Consider the following 17,209-nt stretch of genomic DNA (forward strand, 5'->3'; position numbering starts at 1 on the left):
GGTGGGGGCGGTGGGGGTGCGGGCTCCGGTGTTTCGCTCATCACTCGAATATTGCTCAGCCCCGCGACAATCGCAAAGGGTTACGGCGATACGATCCCGGATTGATCACAAACTCATGAGGCCCGGTGCTCGAGTTGAGCACCGGGCCTGGTGTCGAAGTTTCTAACGACCAGGTGTGGTGGCCGGTGCAACCGAGGACGGCACCTGGGCGGGACCGCCGGGACCGGTGCTCGGGCTCACCGCCGGGACGCCGCCATTGGGACCTCCCATCCGGTGCATCATCGCGTGGGGCTTGTGATGGCGGTGGTGGCCGTAGCCGCCGTGACCGCTTTGCATGCCGAGCCGGAAGCCGGTGAAGAAGATCACCGCGACGATGAACACGATTCCGGCGACGATGGCCACCCACGCCGCGGCTTTGAAGACTTTGGGGGTCTGATGGGGTGCCGGTGGCACCGCCGGCGGTGGTGGTGCTACGGCGGTCGACGTCGGCGCTGTCGGTATTTCAGGTGTTTCGCTCATGAGACGCATGATGCCGGGGCAAACAGTGGTGGCGGCTATGCGCAACTTATGTAGTAGCTGTGAGCCGACACCCAGGTCTGCCGGGATAAGCGCCGGCACGGCGACACGGTCCTGGATCGATCGGCACGTCGGCACGGGCGGCACCGGCGGCACCGGCGGCATTTAGGAAGATCACGGCTTGAACGGATTGACCGCGAACTGGATCACCCGATACGGCGCGCGGGCACGCGGGTCGGCGTTGTTCCACTGGCTGACGAATATCCGCAGTTCATCGAGCGTGGATCCGGGCGAGATGTAGCCGCCATACGGCTGCGCCAGCCGATTGTCGTAGGGCGGCGGCAGGCTTTCGGCCGGCTCGGGCCATTCCTCCTCGTGTTGCACCACGGTGGTCACCGGGGCGGTACCCAGCGACGTCGGGTCGTCGGCCACCCGGACCTCCATGTCGCCGTTACTGGCGTTGAAATACGACAGCACCGTCTTGCCCTCGATCTGCCGGATGCTCATCTCGCCGACCTGTTCGGGCCACAGCGGGGTCGGCGGCTTGTTCCAGCCGCCGCCGGGCCCGGCAGCCCAGCCCTGCCACCTGGACCGGTCGGTGAACGCTTCCGGCGTGGCCCGGTACAGCACCACGGGTAGCCAGCGGGTGAAGCTGTTGGCCACGATGTACACCCACCCGCTGGGCGACTCCGGGGTAGGTATCGGGTCGTAGTACCCGCTGATCTGTGTCTGCCCCCAGCGCTGGTAGGACGCATCGCGCCGGGACCCCGGAACGGTCTGCCAGCCGCCGCGCGCCGGTTCGGCCACCACCAGCCGCGTGCTCTGTGGCACCAGGTCTTTGGTCGTGGTCACCATCAGATAGTTGCGCCGGTTGATCTGCACCACCCCGGCAGGCAGCTGCGAATCCCCCGGTGGCGTCGGGTCGGCGAGCAGCGGCTGGCTTACGCCGGTGACGCCGGTGTAGCGCACCCCGCCCGGGTCGTCGACCGACGCGGTGTCGACATGCAGGGCGATGGGCGAGTACCAGCCGCCGAACCCGACGCCCTGGCCGGCGAAGCTGTCCCCGCACACCTGCAGCAACTGGCTGGGGAATTCGACGAACTCGCATAGGTCGGTGGCGCCGATGCCGTAATCGCCGGTGGCAGTACCGGTTCCGGCCGTCGGACCGATCCGCAGCACCTGACCGGGGGCCAGCGGCTGCAGGATCGGCTCGGGCACCGGCGCCGGCGGATCGGCATGCGCCGCCCAAACCCATTGCGGGACAAGGAAAGACATTACCAACAGCGAGCACCGCGCGACCCAGGCGGAGCTCACCCGCATGTCACAAGTCGGCGGCCAGCAACTCGGCGATCTGGATGGTGTTCAGCGCCGCCCCCTTGCGCAGGTTGTCCCCCGCGACGAACAGCGCCAAACCGCGCCCGTCCGCTACCCCGGGGTCGTGCCGGATGCGGCCGACCAGCGACTCGTCCACACCGGCGGCCGCCAGCGGCGTCGGCACGTCAACCACCTTGACACCCGGTGCACCGTCAAGCAACCGACGAGCCCGCTCCGGCGACAAAGGCCGGGCGAACTCGGCGTTGATCGACAAACAGTGCCCGGTGAACACCGGTACCCGCACGCAGGTACCGCTGACCGCCAGGTCGGGAATGCCCAGGATCTTGCGGCTCTCGAACCGCAGCTTCTGGTCCTCGTCGGTCTCGCCCGATCCGTCGTCCACCAACGACCCGGCCAGCGGCACCACGTTGAACGCGATCGGCGCGACGTACTTCTGCGGCGGCGGGAAATCCAGCGCGGCGCCGTCGTGCACCAGCTGCTCGGCGTCGTCGATGACAGCGCGCGCCTGGACGGCCAGCTCGGCCACCCCGGCCAGGCCGCTACCGGAGACCGCTTGATAGGTGGAGGCCACCACGCGGACCAGCTGGGCTTCGTCGTGCAGCACCTTGAGCACCGGCATCGCGGCCATGGTGGTGCAGTTCGGGTTGGCGATAATGCCCTTCTTGAGGGGCCCCGCCCCGCGCACGTCGCGGCCGAAGTTGACCTCCGACACCACCAACGGCACATCGGGGTCTTTGCGCCACGCCGACGAATTGTCGATCACCGTCACGCCCGCGGCGGCGAACCGCGGCGCCTGCACCCGCGACATCGCCGCCCCGGCAGAGAACAGGGCGATGTCCAGGCCGCTGGGGTCCGCCGTCTCGGCGTCTTCGACCTCGATCTCCTGACCGCGGAAGGCCAGCTTGCGGCCCTGGGAGCGGGCCGAGGCGAAGAACCGCACGGTTGTCGCCGGGAAGTCGCGCTCGTCGAGCAGTGTGCGCATCACCTGGCCCACCTGACCGGTGGCGCCCACAACACCTATTGCAACCATCTAGCGTCCCGTCCCCGCGTACACCGTGGCCTCCTCGTCACCGCCGAGCCCGAACGCCTCGTGCAGCGCGACCACCGCCTTGTCCAGCTCGGTGTCGCGGCACAGCACCGAGATCCGGATCTCCGACGTCGAGATCAGATCGATGTTCACCCCGACGGCGGCCAGCGCCTCACAGAACGTCGCCGTCACGCCGGGATGGCTGCGCATGCCCGCCCCGATCAGCGACAGCTTGCCGATGTGGTCGTCGTAGAGCACCTGGGAGAAGCCGATCTCGTCCTTGAGCGAGTCCAGTTTGGCCACCGCGGTCGGCCCGACGTCGCGCGAGCAGGTGAAGGTGATGTCGGTCTTGCCGTCCTCGATCTTGGAGACGTTCTGCAGCACCATGTCGATGTTCACCTCGGCGTCGGCGATGGCGCGAAACACCTTGGCCGCATAGCCGGGGATGTCGGGCAGCCCGACGATGGTCACCTTGGCTTCGCTGCGGTCGTGCGCGACTCCGGTCAGGATGGGGTCTTCCATAGGTACGTCCTTGATCGATCCGACGACGACGGTGCCCGGCCTGTCCGAATACGACGAGCGGACATGCACCGGAATGTTGTAGCGGCGGGCGTATTCCACACAGCGCAGCATCAATACCTTGGCGCCGCAGGCCGCCATCTCGAGCATCTCTTCGAACGTGACCGTGTCCAGCTTGCGCGCGTTGTGCACGATCCGCGGGTCGGCGGTGAAGATGCCGTCGACGTCGGTGTAGATCTCGCAGACGTCGGCGCCCAGCGCCGCCGCCAGGGCGACAGCCGTGGTGTCCGAGCCGCCGCGGCCCAACGTGGTGACGTCGCGGGTGTCCTGGCTGACGCCCTGAAATCCGGCGACCAAAACGATGCGGCCTTCGTCGAGCGCGGCCCGCACCCGTCCCGGCGTGACGTCGATGATCTTGGCGTTGCCGTGGGTGCCGGTGGTGATCACCCCGGCTTGCGAGCCGGTGAACGACCGGGCCTGGGCGCCCAGCGATTCGATCGCCATGGCCACCAGCGCGTTGGAGATGCGTTCGCCGGCGGTCAGCAGCATGTCGAGCTCGCGCGGCGGCGGGACCGGACACACCTGCTGCGCCAGGTCCAGCAGGTCGTCGGTGGTGTCGCCCATCGCCGAGACGACGACGACCACGTCGTTGCCCTGCTTCCTGGTCTCGACGATGCGTTCGGCGACCCGGCGAATCCGTTCGGCATCGGCCACCGAGGATCCGCCGTACTTCTGCACGACGAGCGCCACTGATCTTTTCCTGTCTGGGATTCTGGTCCTGGATTCAAGTCCACAACAGGATACGTGGACGCGCATCGAGTGTGAGCTGACGGCTTCGAGTGTGCGTTCACGGCTTCGAGTGAGAGCCCAGGGCGGAACTTTCGCGATTTCCCCGCCCGCAGCGCACGCTCAACGCCGTCGGCGCACACTCGATATCAGTGGTTTTGGTGAGCAGGCCGATAGCGGTAGAGTGCACAACGTGCAGCGGGTGCTCCTCCTCGGACGCCGCGACGGGGTGTGATCCAGACCGGCTTCCCGTCGCGGGCGTTCGCGACGCGCCGGTCTGAGGTTCCTTCTCACAACCCCGTTCATCACCCGGAGCAACTACCGTGACCAATCCTGATTCACCCGACAGCTATACGTTCACCCGGACCGTCGTCAAACCTTCCGGCCCACCGCGACCCGGCCAACCGGGATGGAATCCCCAGCGGGGCTCGTCGATGCCGGTCCACCGGTACCGGCCCTTCGCCGAAGAAGTCGAGCCCATCCGCCTCGCCGACCGCACCTGGCCCGACCGCGTCATCACGCACGCCCCTTTGTGGTGCGCAGTGGATCTGCGCGACGGCAACCAGGCGCTGATCGACCCGATGAGCCCGGCCCGCAAACGCCGCATGTTCGACCTGCTGGTCCGCATGGGCTACAAGGAGATCGAAGTCGGGTTCCCGTCGGCCAGCCAGACCGACTTCGACTTCATCCGCGAGATCATCGAGCAGGGCGCCATTCCCGACGACGTCACCATCCAGGTGCTGACCCAGTGCCGTCCGGAGCTGATCGAGCGCACCTTCGAAGCATGCCAAGGTGCCGCAAAGGCCATCGTGCACTTCTACAACTCGACGTCGATCCTGCAGCGCCGGGTGGTGTTCAAGGCCGACCGGGCCGCGGTGCAGGCCATCGCGATCGACGGCGCCCGAAAGTGTCTCGAGGAGGCCGCCAAATATCCGGGCACGCAATGGCGTTTCGAGTACTCACCGGAGTCCTACACCGGCACCGAGCTGGAGTACGCGAAACAGGTCTGCGACGCCGTCGGCGAAGTCATCCAACCGACACCGGACAACCCGATCATCTTCAATTTGCCTGCCACCGTCGAGATGGCCACGCCCAACGTCTACGCCGACTCGATCGAGTGGATGAGCCGCAACCTGGCGCGTCGCGACTCCGTGATTCTGAGCCTGCATCCGCACAACGACCGCGGAACCGCCGTCGCCGCAGCCGAATTGGGCTATCAGGCCGGGGCCGACCGGATCGAGGGCTGCCTGTTCGGCAACGGCGAGCGCACCGGCAACGTATGCCTGGTGACACTGGGGCTCAACCTGTTCTCCCGCGGCGTGGACCCGCAGATCGACTTCTCCAACATCGACGAGATCCGCCGCACCGTCGAGTACTGCAACCAGCTGTCGGTGCATGAGCGTCACCCCTACGGCGGCGACCTGGTCTACACCGCGTTCTCCGGCAGCCACCAGGACGCCATCAACAAGGGCCTGGACGCGATGAAGTTCGACGCCGACGCCGCAGACACCGATGTCGAGGACATGCTGTGGCAGGTGCCGTATCTGCCGATCGACCCGCGCGATGTCGGCCGCACCTACGAGGCGGTGATTCGCGTCAATTCGCAGTCCGGTAAGGGCGGGGTGGCCTACATCATGAAGGCCGACCACGGCCTGGCCTTGCCGCGGCGGCTGCAGATCGAGTTCTCGCGCGTGATCCAACAGATCGCAGAGGGCACGGCGGGCGAGGGCGGTGAGGTCTCACCGAAGGAGATGTGGGACGTATTCGCCGAGGAATACCTCGCCCCGGTGCGGCCGCTGGAGCGCATCAAGCAACATGTCGATGCCGCTGACGATGACGGCGGCACCACCAGCATCGTCGCGACCGTCAAGATCGACGGCGTGGAGACCGAGATCAGCGGCAACGGTAACGGCCCCCTGGCGGCGTTTGTCGACGCGCTCGGCCACGTCGGCTTCGACGTGGCCATCCTGGACTACTCCGAGCACGCGATGAGCGCGGGCGGCGATGCGCAGGCCGCGGCATACGTCGAGGCCTCGGTGGCGGGCAGGACAGATGGTGCCGCAGACGCCGAACGCAAAACGGTGTGGGGCGTCGGCATCGCCCCGTCGATCACCACCGCGTCGCTGCGGGCTGTGGTGTCGGCGGTCAACCGGGCCAGCAATCGGCGATGAGCTAACGCCGGCACACCGGCGCCTCCGCCGTCGGGACCACCCACGCCCTACTACGGCGTCGCTCCACCTCGGCCACGGAACCCGTTGGGCCTCGGGTCACTGGTGCTCGGGGTCGCCGGCCCCGCTGCAGTCCTGGCTACCCGTCGCGGGCCTCGTCCTCGGCGTATCTGCCGTGGCAACTGGGGTCGCCGCGCGAAGATGCGGTGACGTCACGATCGCGGGGATCGTGCCGGGCATTGTGGCGACCGTAATCGGCGCGGCGATCTCAATCTGGATGCTCTCTATGGTGATCAGTCATCAGATGTGCATAGGACATGCCGTCGGCCGCTCAGAATATTCGCGCTGCGCCTAACTACTTCTCGAAAAACACACGTAACAGCCGGTCGACCACTCCGGCCGGCTTCTGTCTCCCGCCAGGCATCGTGAGGTTGCTGAACAGGTACCCGTTGAGCAGCCGACTCAACTCGTCCATCTGCTCGAGCGTCGGGGTGAAGCCCGCCGCCTCGAGGATCAGCGTGGCGGTTTCACCACGGCGGCCTGCAGTGCGATCAGGAACGGCTGCAGCTCGGGCCGGCGCGCGTCCCCGCCATGAACAGCTCGAACCGCGCCAGCGTGTAGCGCCGCGCCTGCTCATCGGGGTCGGCAACGAGGCGCGTCAGGAGCGCTTCGACGCCGTCACGGGTCAGCGAACCGACCGCGGTTTGCACCCCCGGCACGCGTTACCAGTGCAGGTCGACCGTGCGGGCCGCGTTCGCTTCGAGCAGTGCCTGGCGTGTCCAGAAGTAGTTCGAGGTGGTACCCGCGGGCAGGCCCGCCCGCTCGTCGACCTGGCGATGCGTCAGCCCGCCGATTCCCTCGCCGGCGAGTATGCCGATGGCGACGTCGAGGGTCTGCGTGCGGCGTTGCGGGTTCGGCAGCATCAGTGGGTGTAGCGCAGCCGCCAGAACATTGTCAGAAACGCCGGATAGACCGCGATCAGCGGCAGGTAGCTGAACCACATCGGAAACCACGTCACGATCAACACGTCTCTGACCACATACGACATGTAGCGGTGCAGCGGCACGCTGCCGGCGATGTAGACCAACGATGCGGTGAAGAACAGCCGATGCCGTTTGCCGGTGAACCGGACCCGGTGCCACACGACAATGCCGATGATGGCCGCGTACGTCATCGGGACCAGCAGGATTCGGTCCGTCGTCACCGTCACCACGTATCGCAGGGTCAGTTCGTCTCCGAAGACCACCCGGTACAGGTGCAGGCGACGCCGAGCGAAATCGTCAGGATCGCGGCTTCCCGGAAGAAATAGCCGGGCCGGCGGTACACGTTGCGATCTACTACATCCGTAGTGGTCGTCATGGGCAAGACGGCACCACTATGTCTGTAGTGCAAGTATGTCTGTAGTGCAAGCAAGATTCAGAAGAGGGCGAGCTGATCGTCGACCAGGTCGGGGTCGGTGAATTGCTCCATGCTGGTGCCGCCGACGACGGATCCCACATAGTCCATGAACTGCGCGTCGGATACCACCGGTACCCCCAATCGCAGGGCGTGATATCCCTTGCCCTGATCGGGGGCGGTCTCGTTGCAGACCACTAGCGAGGTCTCCCGGTCCACGTCGTCGCTGTAAGCCAGTCCGGCATACAAGATCCGCTCGACTAGCTCCTCGTGTGTGCGCCCGACCTCGGCGGCCAACGCCACCCGCATGCCCTGCACCAGGGGCCGGCCGGTGACGTAGCGGCCCGGGTTGAGATACGGGCAGAGCATCCGTGACGCCATCACCTTCAGCGGGCGCAGCTCGTCGTGTGTCACCCGCCCGTTGGGCCAATGACGTCGGGTCACCGGACGTACCGGCAGCCAGACATCCAGTTCCCGAGCGCGCTCGAGAGCGAGCGTCAGCACCCCGGTCAACACCAGCGCGTCGTCGAACGCGTCGTGCGGACGCTCCTGGGTGATACCCCAGTGCGCCGCGAGCGTCTCCAGCCGCAGGTTGTCCATGCCGAGCTCGAGCCGGCGGGCCAGCTCGACCGTGCACATGACGGTGTCGACGGGAAGTTCGGCGTCGGCGAGTTCGGCTTCCGCGGCCAGGAACGCGTAGTCGAACGCGGCATTGTGCGCCACCAGGGTGCGCCCGCGCAGCACCTCGACCACGTCACCCACAATGTCGGCGAATTGCGGCTGGTCTTCGAGCATGGCCGCAGTCAGACCGTGGACATGCGTGGGGCCCGGGTCCACTCCCGGATTGAGCAGGCTGACCACGGACTGCTCCACCCGCCCGTCGGCGTCGAGGCCGAGCGCGGCGATGCTGATGATCCGGGCCTGACCAGGGCGAAAGCCCGAGGTCTCGACGTCGATGACGGCCCAACCCCCGTGCAGGTGGCTGGCCGGCCGTCCCCAGGTGTGGCTCACAGGATGAGAATGGCATGCGCGACCGACATCAACGGCGTCGCAGCGCATCGTGTCGCGCTGAAACCACACGAGGGCGACCCACCGCACCCGGCGCCACAAAGCGCCGAGCTTGCGATCGCGCTGAAACCACACGAGGGCGACCCACCGCACCCGGCGCCACAAGGCGCCGAGCTTGCGATCGCGCTGAAACCACACGAGGGCGACCCACCGCACCCGGCGCCACAAGGCGCCGAGCTTGCGATCGCCCTTAAACTCACCCGGGTGATCACCACCCGGGCCCGCCTTGCCCTCGCCGCCGGAGCGAGCGCGCGCTGGGCATCGCGGGTCACCGGGCGCGGAGCCGGCGCGATGATCGGCGGTCTGGTCGCGATGACCCTGGACCGCTCGGTGCTGCGCCAACTCGCGGCGGGCCGGCGCACGGTGGTCGTCACCGGGACCAACGGCAAGTCGACGACCACCCGGATGACGGCCGCGGCTTTAGGCACATTGGGCGCAGTGGCCACCAACGCCGAGGGCGCCAACATGGACGCCGGACTGGTGGCCGCGCTGGCCGCGGATCGCCATGCCAAGCTGGCGGCCCTGGAAGTCGACGAAATGCACGTGCCGCACGTGTCCGACGCCGTGGAGCCCGCCGTCATCGTCCTGCTGAACTTGTCGCGGGATCAGCTGGATCGCGTCGGCGAGATCACCGTGATCGAACGCACGCTGCGCGCCGGGCTGGCGCGGCACCCGCAGGCCATCGTCGTCGCCAACTGCGACGACGTGCTGATGACCTCGGCGGCCTACGACTGCTCGCAGGTGGTGTGGGTGGCCGCGGGCGGCTCCTGGTCCAACGATTCGGTGAGCTGTCCCCGCAGCGGCGAGGTCATCGTCCGCGAGCACGGCCATTGGTACAGCACCGGCGCCGACTTCAAGCGGCCCAGCCCGCGGTGGTGGTTCGACGACCACACCCTGTACGGCCCCGACGGGCTGGCGCTACCGATGCGGTTGGCGCTTCCGGGCGCGGTGAATCGTGGCAATGCCGCCCAAGCCGTCGCCGCCGCCGTCGCGCTGGGGGCCGACCCTTCGAAGGCGGTGGCGGCCGTGTCGAGTGTCGACGAGGTCGCCGGGCGCTACCGGACCGTGCGGATCGGTGCGCACGAAGCGCGGATCCTGCTGGCCAAGAACCCGGCCGGCTGGCAGGAAGCGCTGTCGATGGTGGACAAGCGCGCGGCCGGGGTGGTCATCGCGGTCAACGGTCAGGTTCCCGACGGCGAGGACCTGTCGTGGCTGTGGGACGTACGTTTCGAGCACTTCCAGGACGCCTTGAAAACAACCCCAGTGGTGGCCGCCGGCGAACGCGGCACCGACCTGGCGGTGCGTCTGGGATACGCGGGTGTCGAGCACACGTTGGTGCACGACACCATGGCGGCCATCGCGTCCTGCCCGCCCGGGCGGGTCGAGGTCGTCGCCAACTACACGGCGTTCATGCAGCTGCAACGGGCATTGGCGCGTCATGGCTGATGCTGGGTCTTTTTCCACAGTGCGGATCGGGCTGGTGCTGCCCGACGTGATGGGCACCTACGGCGACGGCGGCAACGCCGTGGTGCTGCGCCAACGGCTGCTGCTGCGAGGCGTCCCCGCCGAGATCGTCGAGATCACGCTGGCCGATCCGGTCCCGGAATCGTTGGATCTCTACACGTTGGGCGGCGCAGAGGACTACGCGCAGCGACTGGCCACCAAGCACCTGCTGCAATATCCGGGCCTGCAGCGCGCGGCGGCCCGGGGCGCGCCCGTGCTGGCGATCTGCGCGGCCGTCCAAGTGCTCGGCCAGTGGTATGAGACATCCTCGGGAGAACGGGTCGACGGCGTAGGCCTGCTCGATGCCACCACCTCGCCGCAACAGGCGCGCACCATCGGCGAGCTGGTCAGCACGCCATTGCTGACCGGTTTGACGCAGCCGTTGACCGGCTTCGAAAACCACCGCGGCGGTACCGTCCTGGGTCCCGCGGCGTCGCCGTTGGGGGCGGTGGTCACGGGTGCCGGCAACCGAGCCGGTGACGGCTTCGACGGCGTGGTTCAGGGCAGTGTGGTCGCGACCTACATGCACGGGCCGTGTCTGGCCCGCAACCCCGAGCTTGCCGACCTGTTGCTCAGCAAGGTGGTGGGTTCGCTACAGCCGCTGGAGCTTCCCGAGGTGGACCTGTTGCGCCGCGAGCGGTTGACGGCTCGCTAGCGCTAAGGCCGCCACCCTCTGGCCAGCAGGGCGCTGCGCACCCGGGCGATTACCTCTTCGGACCTGTCTTCGGCGATCACCCGGATGATCAGCCAACCCAGCTGCGCGAGGGTGCGTAGTCGCCGTTGGTCGTGCGCATACCGCCGGCGATCGGTGCGGTGTTGGTCACCGTCATATTCGGCCGCCACCTGGTATTTCTCCCAGCCCATATCCAGCATTGCGATCAGCCGCCAATCTTTCTGCACCGGTATCTGCGTGCTGGGCGTGGGAAATCCGGCATCGATCAGCAAGAGTCGCAGCCAGGTCTCTTTGGGCGACGCCGCGCCGGCGTCGACGAAGGGCAGCACCGCCCGCAGTCGCCGGACACCACGCGCACCTGGATAGCGCTTGGCCAACAGAAGCACATCTTCGGTTGAGAACGGCGTTGCTCGCATGAGTGCGTCGAGGCGCGCCGCGGCCTGCCCGCGTGGCAGATGCCTACCGAGGTCATAGGCCGTCCGCGCCAACGTGGTCACCGGCAGGCCCACTACCCGGGTGATCTCGTCATCGGCGAGGACTTCGTCGCGAGCGACGAGCCCCCGCGGCGGCCTGGTATTCGACCAGACCAACTCGATGGCGACGTCATCGTCGATCCATTGCGCGCCGTGCAGTGCGGACGCGGCTATACCGGCAATGACCGCTCGGCGTCCCGACCATAACCATGCCCCGATCGTCCGGTCGCGCAGTGACAGGTTGTGCCGTTGCGGGGCGTAGACACCTGGATACACCGGCCGGTACCACCGTTGCAGCTCATGCCGGGTCACTTTGCTGAACGAGACAGCTTCGCTGCCGATGAAAACCGTTGTCATGGCTCGAAATGTTGGCAGCGGGAGCCGACAACTCGCCGAGCCTGTAAATCTGCAGAGAAAGTGCGAGTAGCGGCCTGCAAAATTACAGGCTCGGCGAAATCACGGCGAAATCACGCGAAATCACGCGAGCACCCGGCGGCCGGTCAACGCACGACCGAGGGTCAGCTCGTCGGCGAACTCCAGGTCGCCGCCCATCGGCAGGCCCGATGCGATCCGGGTGACGGTCAGTCCGGGGATGTCGCGCAGCATCCGCACCAGGTAGGTGGCGGTGGCCTCACCCTCGGTATTGGGGTCGGTGGCGATGATCACCTCGGTGATGTCGACGTCGTCGACCCGCTCACCGATGCGGCTCAGCAGCTCACGGATTCGCAACTGCTCAGGGCCGATCCCGGACAGTGGATCAAGCGCACCACCCAAGACGTGGTAGCGGCCGCGGAATTCGCGAGTGCGCTCGACGGCTTGGATGTCCTTGGGCTCCTCGACGACGCATACCAGGGAGCCGTCGCGGCGTGGATCAGCGCAGATGCGGCAACGTTCGCCATCGGAGACGTTGCCGCACACGGCGCAGAACCGCACGCCGTCGCGCACCCGACCCAGCACCGCGGTCAGGCGGTCGATATCCGACGGCTCGACCGACAAGAGGTGAAACGCAATGCGCTGCGCACTCTTTGGTCCGATACCCGGCAACTTTCCGAGCTCGTCGATCAGATCCTGGACAGGTCCCTCGAACATGTCGGTGCGGGTCAGACCCCCGGCGCTCCCGGCATACCCGGCATACCCGGCATACCCGGCATCCCCGGCCCACCCGGCATCCCCGGCCCGGACGCACCCGGCCCACCCGGCGCGCCAGGCGGACGCATCGCCCCGGCCAATGCCCCCAGCCGTTCCTGCGCCATCTTCGTCACTTGCTGCGACGCGTCGCGCATCGCACCGACGATCAGGTCCTGCAAGGTCTCAATGTCGTCGGGGTCGACGACCTTGGGGTCGATCGTTACACCGATCACCTCGCCGCTGCCTTTGACACGAACCTGGACCAAGCCCCCACCGGCTTGGCCGTGCACCTCAGAGTTGGCCAGTTGGTGCTGGGCTTCCAGTAGCTTCTGCTGCATCTGCTGCGCCTGGGCCAGCAGTGCCGACATATCGCCTCCAGGTTGCATGACAGTCCCCTCGCATCTTGGTCTCGAGTTGGTTTCGCCTGCGGTTGTCGGGCGATTCGAAACATTCAGCCTAGACCGCGCCACGTTAGCTTTGCGCAGTGGACGTACGAGTCAGCCTGCGTGTCGGGATCACCCTCCTGCTCAGAGGTGTCGTCGGGGTGCTCGTCGCCGCTGCGGTATCGCTGATACCGCTGGTCCCCACAGCCGCCGCAACCCCCGCCACTATCGCCGGCATGGTCGTATTCATCGATCCCGGCCACAACGGAGCCAACGACTCGTCGATCGGGCGCCAGGTACCCACGGGTCGCGGCGGCACCAAGGACTGCCAAGCCAGCGGAACGTCGACCAACAGCGGCTATCCGGAACACACCTTCACCTGGGACACCGCGCTGCGGCTCCGGGCCGCGCTCAACGCGCTGGGGGTGCGCACCGCCATGTCGCGCGGCAACGACAACGCGCTGGGACCGTGCGTCGACGAGCGGGCCAACATGGCCAACGCCCTGCATCCCAACGCGGTCGTCAGCCTGCACGCCGACGGCGGGCCGGCCAGCGGCCGCGGCTTCCACGTCAACTACTCCGCGCCGCCCCTGAACGCGACCCAGGCCGGACCCTCGGTGCAGTTCGCCAAAGTGATGCGGGACCAGCTTCAGGCCTCGGGCATTCCGCCGGCCAACTACATCGGTCAGGACGGGCTGTACGGACGTTCCGACCTGGCGGGCCTGAACCTGGCGCAGTATCCGTCGATCCTGGTCGAGCTCGGCAACATGAAGAACCCGGCGGACTCGGCGCTGATCGAATCCGCCGAGGGCCGGCAAAAGTACGCCAACGCGCTGGTCCGCGGCATCGCAGGTTTCCTGGCCGCCCAAAGCCAGGCGCGTTAGCCTTCCAGCTGCTTCTTCAGGTTGGCCAGCACCTCGCCCTGAATTCGCTTCAAGCCCAGCGGCGCAAACGTCTTTTCGAAGAAACCCTTGACGCCCCCGGCGCCGTTCCAGGTGGTCTTGACGGTGACGCTGCAGCCGGATCCCGCGGGAGCCACCGTCCAATTGGTGATCATGGACGAGTTCGCGTCCTTCTCGATCACCGTGTGGCCCGCGACGTCGACGTTGACCTGCACGTTGCGCACGCGTGATTTGGTGGCCTGCAGCCGCCATTTTGCGACCGTGCCCTGCCCCTGGCCACCCTCGAGCACCTGGTACTCGCGGTACTGCGGAGAGAGGATTTTCGGGCGGACATTGCGATAATCGGCCACCGCATCGAGTGCGGCCGCGGGCTCAGCATTGATCAAGATCGTGCTGGCTGCGCTCACCTGTGCCATCAGGCGCAACTCCTCCGTATCGAGCCCGCGCGCGGATGCAGGGGCTGTGGTCGGTGACTACGATATATGTGATGCCCGCCCGTAAATCTGCGCTGTCCACCTACACATCGGGCGTCCAGCGGTTGCTGGCGAGCTATCGATCCATCCCCGCGACCGCGACCGTCCGGTTGGCCAAGCCCACCTCAAACCTGTTCCGCGCTCGCACCAAACGCGATGCCCCCGGCCTGGACACCTCCGGACTGACCGGCGTCATCGGCGTGGATCCCGACTCCCGCACCGCCGACGTGGCCGGCATGTGCACGTACGAGGACCTGGTCGCCGCGACGCTGCGTTACGGCCTGTCGCCGCTGGTAGTTCCGCAACTGAAGACCATCACCCTCGGCGGGGCGGTCACCGGGCTGGGCATCGAGTCGGCATCGTTTCGCAATGGCCTGCCGCACGAGTCGGTGCTGGAAATGGATGTTCTCACCGGCGCCGGCGAATTGCTCACCGCGTCCCCCGACCAGCACGCCGACCTGTACCGCGCATTTCCGAATTCCTATGGGACACTGGGGTATTCGACCCGGCTGCGAATCGAGCTGGAGCCGGTGAAACCCTTTGTGGCGGTGCGTCACATCCGATTCCACTCATTGGCCGAGATGATCGCGGCGATGGAACGCATTGTCGACACCCAAGGACTCGACGGAGTCCCGGTGGATTACCTCGACGGAGTCGTTTTCGGCGCCGACGAGAGCTACCTGTGCGTGGGCGTGCGGACGACGACGCCGGGCCCGGTCAGCGACTACACCGGACAAGACATCTACTACCGGTCCATCCAGCATGGGACCGGAGTCAAAGAGGACCGGTTGACCATCAACGACTACTTCTGGCGCTGGGACACCGACTGGTTCTGGTGTTCACGTGCCTTCGGCGCGCAGAACCCGGGGCTGCGGCGCTGGTGGCCGCGCCGCTACCGGCGCAGCAGCGTCTATTGGAAGCTGGTGGCGGTCGATCAGCGCTTCGGAATCGCCGACCGGATCGAGAAACGCAACGGACGTCCAGCGCGCGAACGGGTCGTGCAAGACGTCGAGGTGCCCATCGGGCGCACCGGCGAATTCCTGGAATGGTTCCTCGGCAATGTGCCGATCACACCAATCTGGGTGTGCCCGCTGCGGCTGCGCAATCCGAGCGGGTGGCCGCTGTACCCGATCCAACCGGATCGCACCTACGTCAATATCGGGTTCTGGTCGTCGGTGCCGGTAGCCACCGCCGAGGGCGCGACGAACCGGGCGATCGAGGCGAAGGTGAGCGAACTCGACGGCCACAAGTCGCTCTACTCCGACAGCTACTACACCCGCGAGGAGTTTGACGAGCTCTACGGCGGGGAGTCTTACAACACCGTGAAAAAGATCTACGACCCGGACTCGCGTCTACTCGACCTCTACGCAAAGGCGGTACAACGACGATGACAACGATCAAGGAGGCCAGCCGCCCCACAGCCGGGGGCAAGCTGACCATGGCCGAAATCCTGGCGATTCTCACCGCTCCTGGACAGCAGCCGCTGAAGTTCGCCGCCTACGACGGCAGCACTGCCGGACGTGCCGACGCGGCGCTGGGTCTGGAACTCACGTCGCCCCGCGGCATCACCTACCTGGCGACGGCCCCGGGTGAACTGGGTCTGGCCCGCGCCTACGTATCGGGTGACCTGCAGACCCGCGGTGTCCATCCCGGCGACCCGTATCAGCTGCTCAAAGCGCTGACCGACCGGGTGCAGTTCAAGCGCCCGTCGCCGCGGGTGCTGGCCAATGTCGTGCGCTCGATCGGTGTGGAGAACCTGCTGCCGGTCGCGCCGCCGCCGCAGGAGGCACCGCCCCGGTGGCGCCGGCTGGCCGAGGGTCTGCTACACAGCAAGTCCCGAGACGCTGAAGCCATCCATCACCACTACGACGTCTCCAACACCTTCTACGAATGGGTGCTCGGCCCGTCGATGACTTACACCTGCGCGGTCTACCCGAACGCCGACGCAACGCTGGAAGAGGCTCAGGAGAACAAATACCGGCTGATCTTCGAGAAGCTGCGGCTACAACCGGGCGACCGACTGCTCGACGTCGGTTGCGGCTGGGGCGGCATGGTGCGTTACGCAGCACGACGCGGGGTCCATGTGTTGGGTGCCACGCTGTCGGCCGAGCAGGCCAAGTGGGCGCAACGGGCGATCGAAGACGACGGCTTGACCGGCGTTGCCGAAGTGCGCCACTGCGACTACCGCGACGTGACCGAGACCGGATTCGACGCGGTCTCCTCGATCGGCCTGACCGAGCACATCGGTGTCCGCAACTATCCCGCCTACTTCGGCTTCCTCAAGTCGAAGTTGCGTACCGGCGGCCTGCTGCTCAACCACTGCATCACCCGCCACGACAACAAGTCGGCCCCATTCGCGGGCGGGTTCACCGACCGCTACGTCTTCCCCGACGGGGAGCTGGCGGGCTCGGGACGCATCATCACCGACATCCAGGACGCCGGTTTCGAGGTGCTGCACGAGGAGAACTTCCGGCATCACTACGCGATGACGCTGCGCGACTGGTGCCGCAACCTCGTCGACCACTGGGAGCAGGCCGTCGCCGAGGTCGGACTGCCCACCGCCAAAGTGTGGGGTCTGTACATGGCTGCATCGCGAGTGGCATTCGAACACAACAATATTCAGCTGCATCACGTGCTGGCCGCCAATGTGGACCCGTGGGGCGAGGATGACCTGCCGCTGCGGCCCTGGTGGACGCCTTAGAGCCTGTTCACAAACGGTTATGCTGCCTGCTCGATGGGCGCTGGCGGGCCGCTACGGGGGCGTCCCCATCTGGGATGTGGTGGTGCGCCTGATGTCGCCTGTTGGAGTTTGCGGGTCATGATTGTCACGGTGGCCCACAGCACCATGGCTTCGTGGTGC

At 66.8% G+C, this 17,209-nt stretch carries 18 protein-coding genes; 6 read left to right on the plus strand and 12 right to left on the minus strand.

Going from position 1 to position 17,209, the window contains the following annotated elements:
* Positions 1 to 162 precede the first annotated feature (162 nt).
* From EET03_RS25975 to EET03_RS25990, 4 genes are all read right to left on the minus strand, one after another.
* Entirely contained in the window at positions 163 to 528 is a 366-nt protein-coding gene (locus EET03_RS25975) for a hypothetical protein (RefSeq protein ID WP_244232545.1), read from the minus strand.
* A 162-nt stretch (positions 529 to 690) separates the two neighbouring features.
* A complete protein-coding gene (locus EET03_RS25980) occupies positions 691 to 1,836 on the minus strand; it encodes a DUF4185 domain-containing protein (protein WP_208649140.1) in 1,146 nt (381 codons plus the stop codon).
* Position 1,837: 1 nt separating this feature from the next.
* Entirely contained in the window at positions 1,838 to 2,881 is a 1,044-nt protein-coding gene (locus EET03_RS25985; RefSeq protein ID WP_063469480.1) for an aspartate-semialdehyde dehydrogenase, read from the minus strand.
* Positions 2,882 to 4,147, minus strand: coding sequence for an aspartate kinase (locus tag EET03_RS25990; RefSeq protein WP_099193825.1), 1,266 nt, complete (start codon positions 4,145 to 4,147; stop codon positions 2,882 to 2,884).
* 359 nt (positions 4,148 to 4,506) lie between these two features.
* Here EET03_RS25990 and leuA point away from each other — a divergent pair, with 359 nt between their 5' ends.
* Entirely contained in the window at positions 4,507 to 6,354 is a 1,848-nt protein-coding gene (leuA, locus tag EET03_RS25995; protein WP_075541278.1) for a 2-isopropylmalate synthase, read from the plus strand.
* A 548-nt stretch (positions 6,355 to 6,902) separates the two neighbouring features.
* Here the strand turns inward: leuA and EET03_RS32020 are convergent.
* The 4 genes from EET03_RS32020 to EET03_RS26010 all read right to left on the minus strand — a co-directional run bounded on the left by EET03_RS32020 (position 6,903) and on the right by EET03_RS26010 (position 8,757).
* On the minus strand, positions 6,903 to 7,070 hold the full coding sequence (locus EET03_RS32020) for a hypothetical protein (protein WP_244232542.1): 168 nt from the start codon (positions 7,068 to 7,070) through the stop codon (positions 6,903 to 6,905).
* Between the two features lie 3 nt (positions 7,071 to 7,073).
* On the minus strand, positions 7,074 to 7,274 hold the full coding sequence (locus EET03_RS32025; RefSeq protein WP_244232543.1) for a TetR/AcrR family transcriptional regulator: 201 nt from the start codon (positions 7,272 to 7,274) through the stop codon (positions 7,074 to 7,076).
* Entirely contained in the window at positions 7,274 to 7,597 is a 324-nt protein-coding gene (locus EET03_RS26005) for a hypothetical protein (RefSeq protein WP_244232544.1), read from the minus strand. Before EET03_RS26005 ends, EET03_RS32025 begins: the two co-directional genes overlap by 1 nt.
* A gap of 170 nt (positions 7,598 to 7,767) precedes the next feature.
* The gene (locus EET03_RS26010) at positions 7,768 to 8,757 is read right to left on the minus strand and encodes a DEDDh family exonuclease (RefSeq protein ID WP_075541279.1); all 990 of its coding nucleotides are present in this window, start codon (positions 8,755 to 8,757) and stop codon (positions 7,768 to 7,770) included.
* Between the two features lie 261 nt (positions 8,758 to 9,018).
* On the opposite strand from EET03_RS26010, the gene EET03_RS26015 reads away from it, so the two are divergent.
* Positions 9,019 to 10,260, plus strand: coding sequence for a Mur ligase family protein (locus tag EET03_RS26015; RefSeq protein WP_075541284.1), 1,242 nt, complete (start codon positions 9,019 to 9,021; stop codon positions 10,258 to 10,260).
* On the plus strand, positions 10,253 to 10,972 hold the full coding sequence (locus tag EET03_RS26020; RefSeq protein WP_075541280.1) for a type 1 glutamine amidotransferase: 720 nt from the start codon (positions 10,253 to 10,255) through the stop codon (positions 10,970 to 10,972). The genes EET03_RS26015 and EET03_RS26020 overlap by 8 nt, the downstream gene beginning before the upstream one ends.
* A 2-nt stretch (positions 10,973 to 10,974) precedes the next feature.
* Here the strand turns inward: EET03_RS26020 and EET03_RS26025 are convergent, their stop codons facing one another.
* From EET03_RS26025 to EET03_RS26035, 3 genes are all read right to left on the minus strand, one after another.
* Positions 10,975 to 11,820 (minus strand): hypothetical protein, encoded by an 846-nt coding sequence (locus EET03_RS26025; protein WP_075541281.1) that lies wholly within the window; start codon positions 11,818 to 11,820, stop codon positions 10,975 to 10,977.
* Between the two features lie 120 nt (positions 11,821 to 11,940).
* Entirely contained in the window at positions 11,941 to 12,552 is a 612-nt protein-coding gene (gene recR, locus EET03_RS26030) for a recombination mediator RecR (RefSeq protein WP_036405584.1), read from the minus strand.
* Positions 12,553 to 12,563: 11 nt separating this feature from the next.
* Positions 12,564 to 12,977, minus strand: a complete 414-nt coding sequence (locus tag EET03_RS26035; protein WP_099193826.1) for a YbaB/EbfC family nucleoid-associated protein — start codon at positions 12,975 to 12,977, stop codon at positions 12,564 to 12,566.
* A 98-nt stretch (positions 12,978 to 13,075) separates the two neighbouring features.
* On the opposite strand from EET03_RS26035, the gene EET03_RS26040 reads away from it, so the two are divergent.
* Positions 13,076 to 13,858: an Rv3717 family N-acetylmuramoyl-L-alanine amidase gene (locus EET03_RS26040; RefSeq protein ID WP_075542373.1), complete on the plus strand. Its 783-nt coding sequence runs from the start codon at positions 13,076 to 13,078 to the stop codon at positions 13,856 to 13,858.
* Here the strand turns inward: EET03_RS26040 and EET03_RS26045 are convergent.
* Positions 13,855 to 14,292: an SRPBCC family protein gene (locus EET03_RS26045; RefSeq protein WP_063472688.1), complete on the minus strand. Its 438-nt coding sequence runs from the start codon at positions 14,290 to 14,292 to the stop codon at positions 13,855 to 13,857. The two genes, EET03_RS26040 and EET03_RS26045, sit on opposite strands and share 4 nt — an antisense overlap.
* A 71-nt stretch (positions 14,293 to 14,363) precedes the next feature.
* On the opposite strand from EET03_RS26045, the gene EET03_RS26050 reads away from it, so the two are divergent.
* Positions 14,364 to 15,740: an FAD-binding oxidoreductase gene (locus tag EET03_RS26050; RefSeq protein ID WP_208649141.1), complete on the plus strand. Its 1,377-nt coding sequence runs from the start codon at positions 14,364 to 14,366 to the stop codon at positions 15,738 to 15,740.
* Positions 15,737 to 17,050 (plus strand): class I SAM-dependent methyltransferase, encoded by a 1,314-nt coding sequence (locus tag EET03_RS26055; RefSeq protein ID WP_075542371.1) that lies wholly within the window; start codon positions 15,737 to 15,739, stop codon positions 17,048 to 17,050. The genes EET03_RS26050 and EET03_RS26055 overlap by 4 nt, the downstream gene beginning before the upstream one ends.
* Positions 17,051 to 17,209: the final 159 nt, after the last annotated feature.

It is taken from the genome of Mycobacterium innocens (assembly GCF_900566055.1).
Lineage (GTDB): Bacteria > Actinomycetota > Actinomycetes > Mycobacteriales > Mycobacteriaceae > Mycobacterium > Mycobacterium innocens.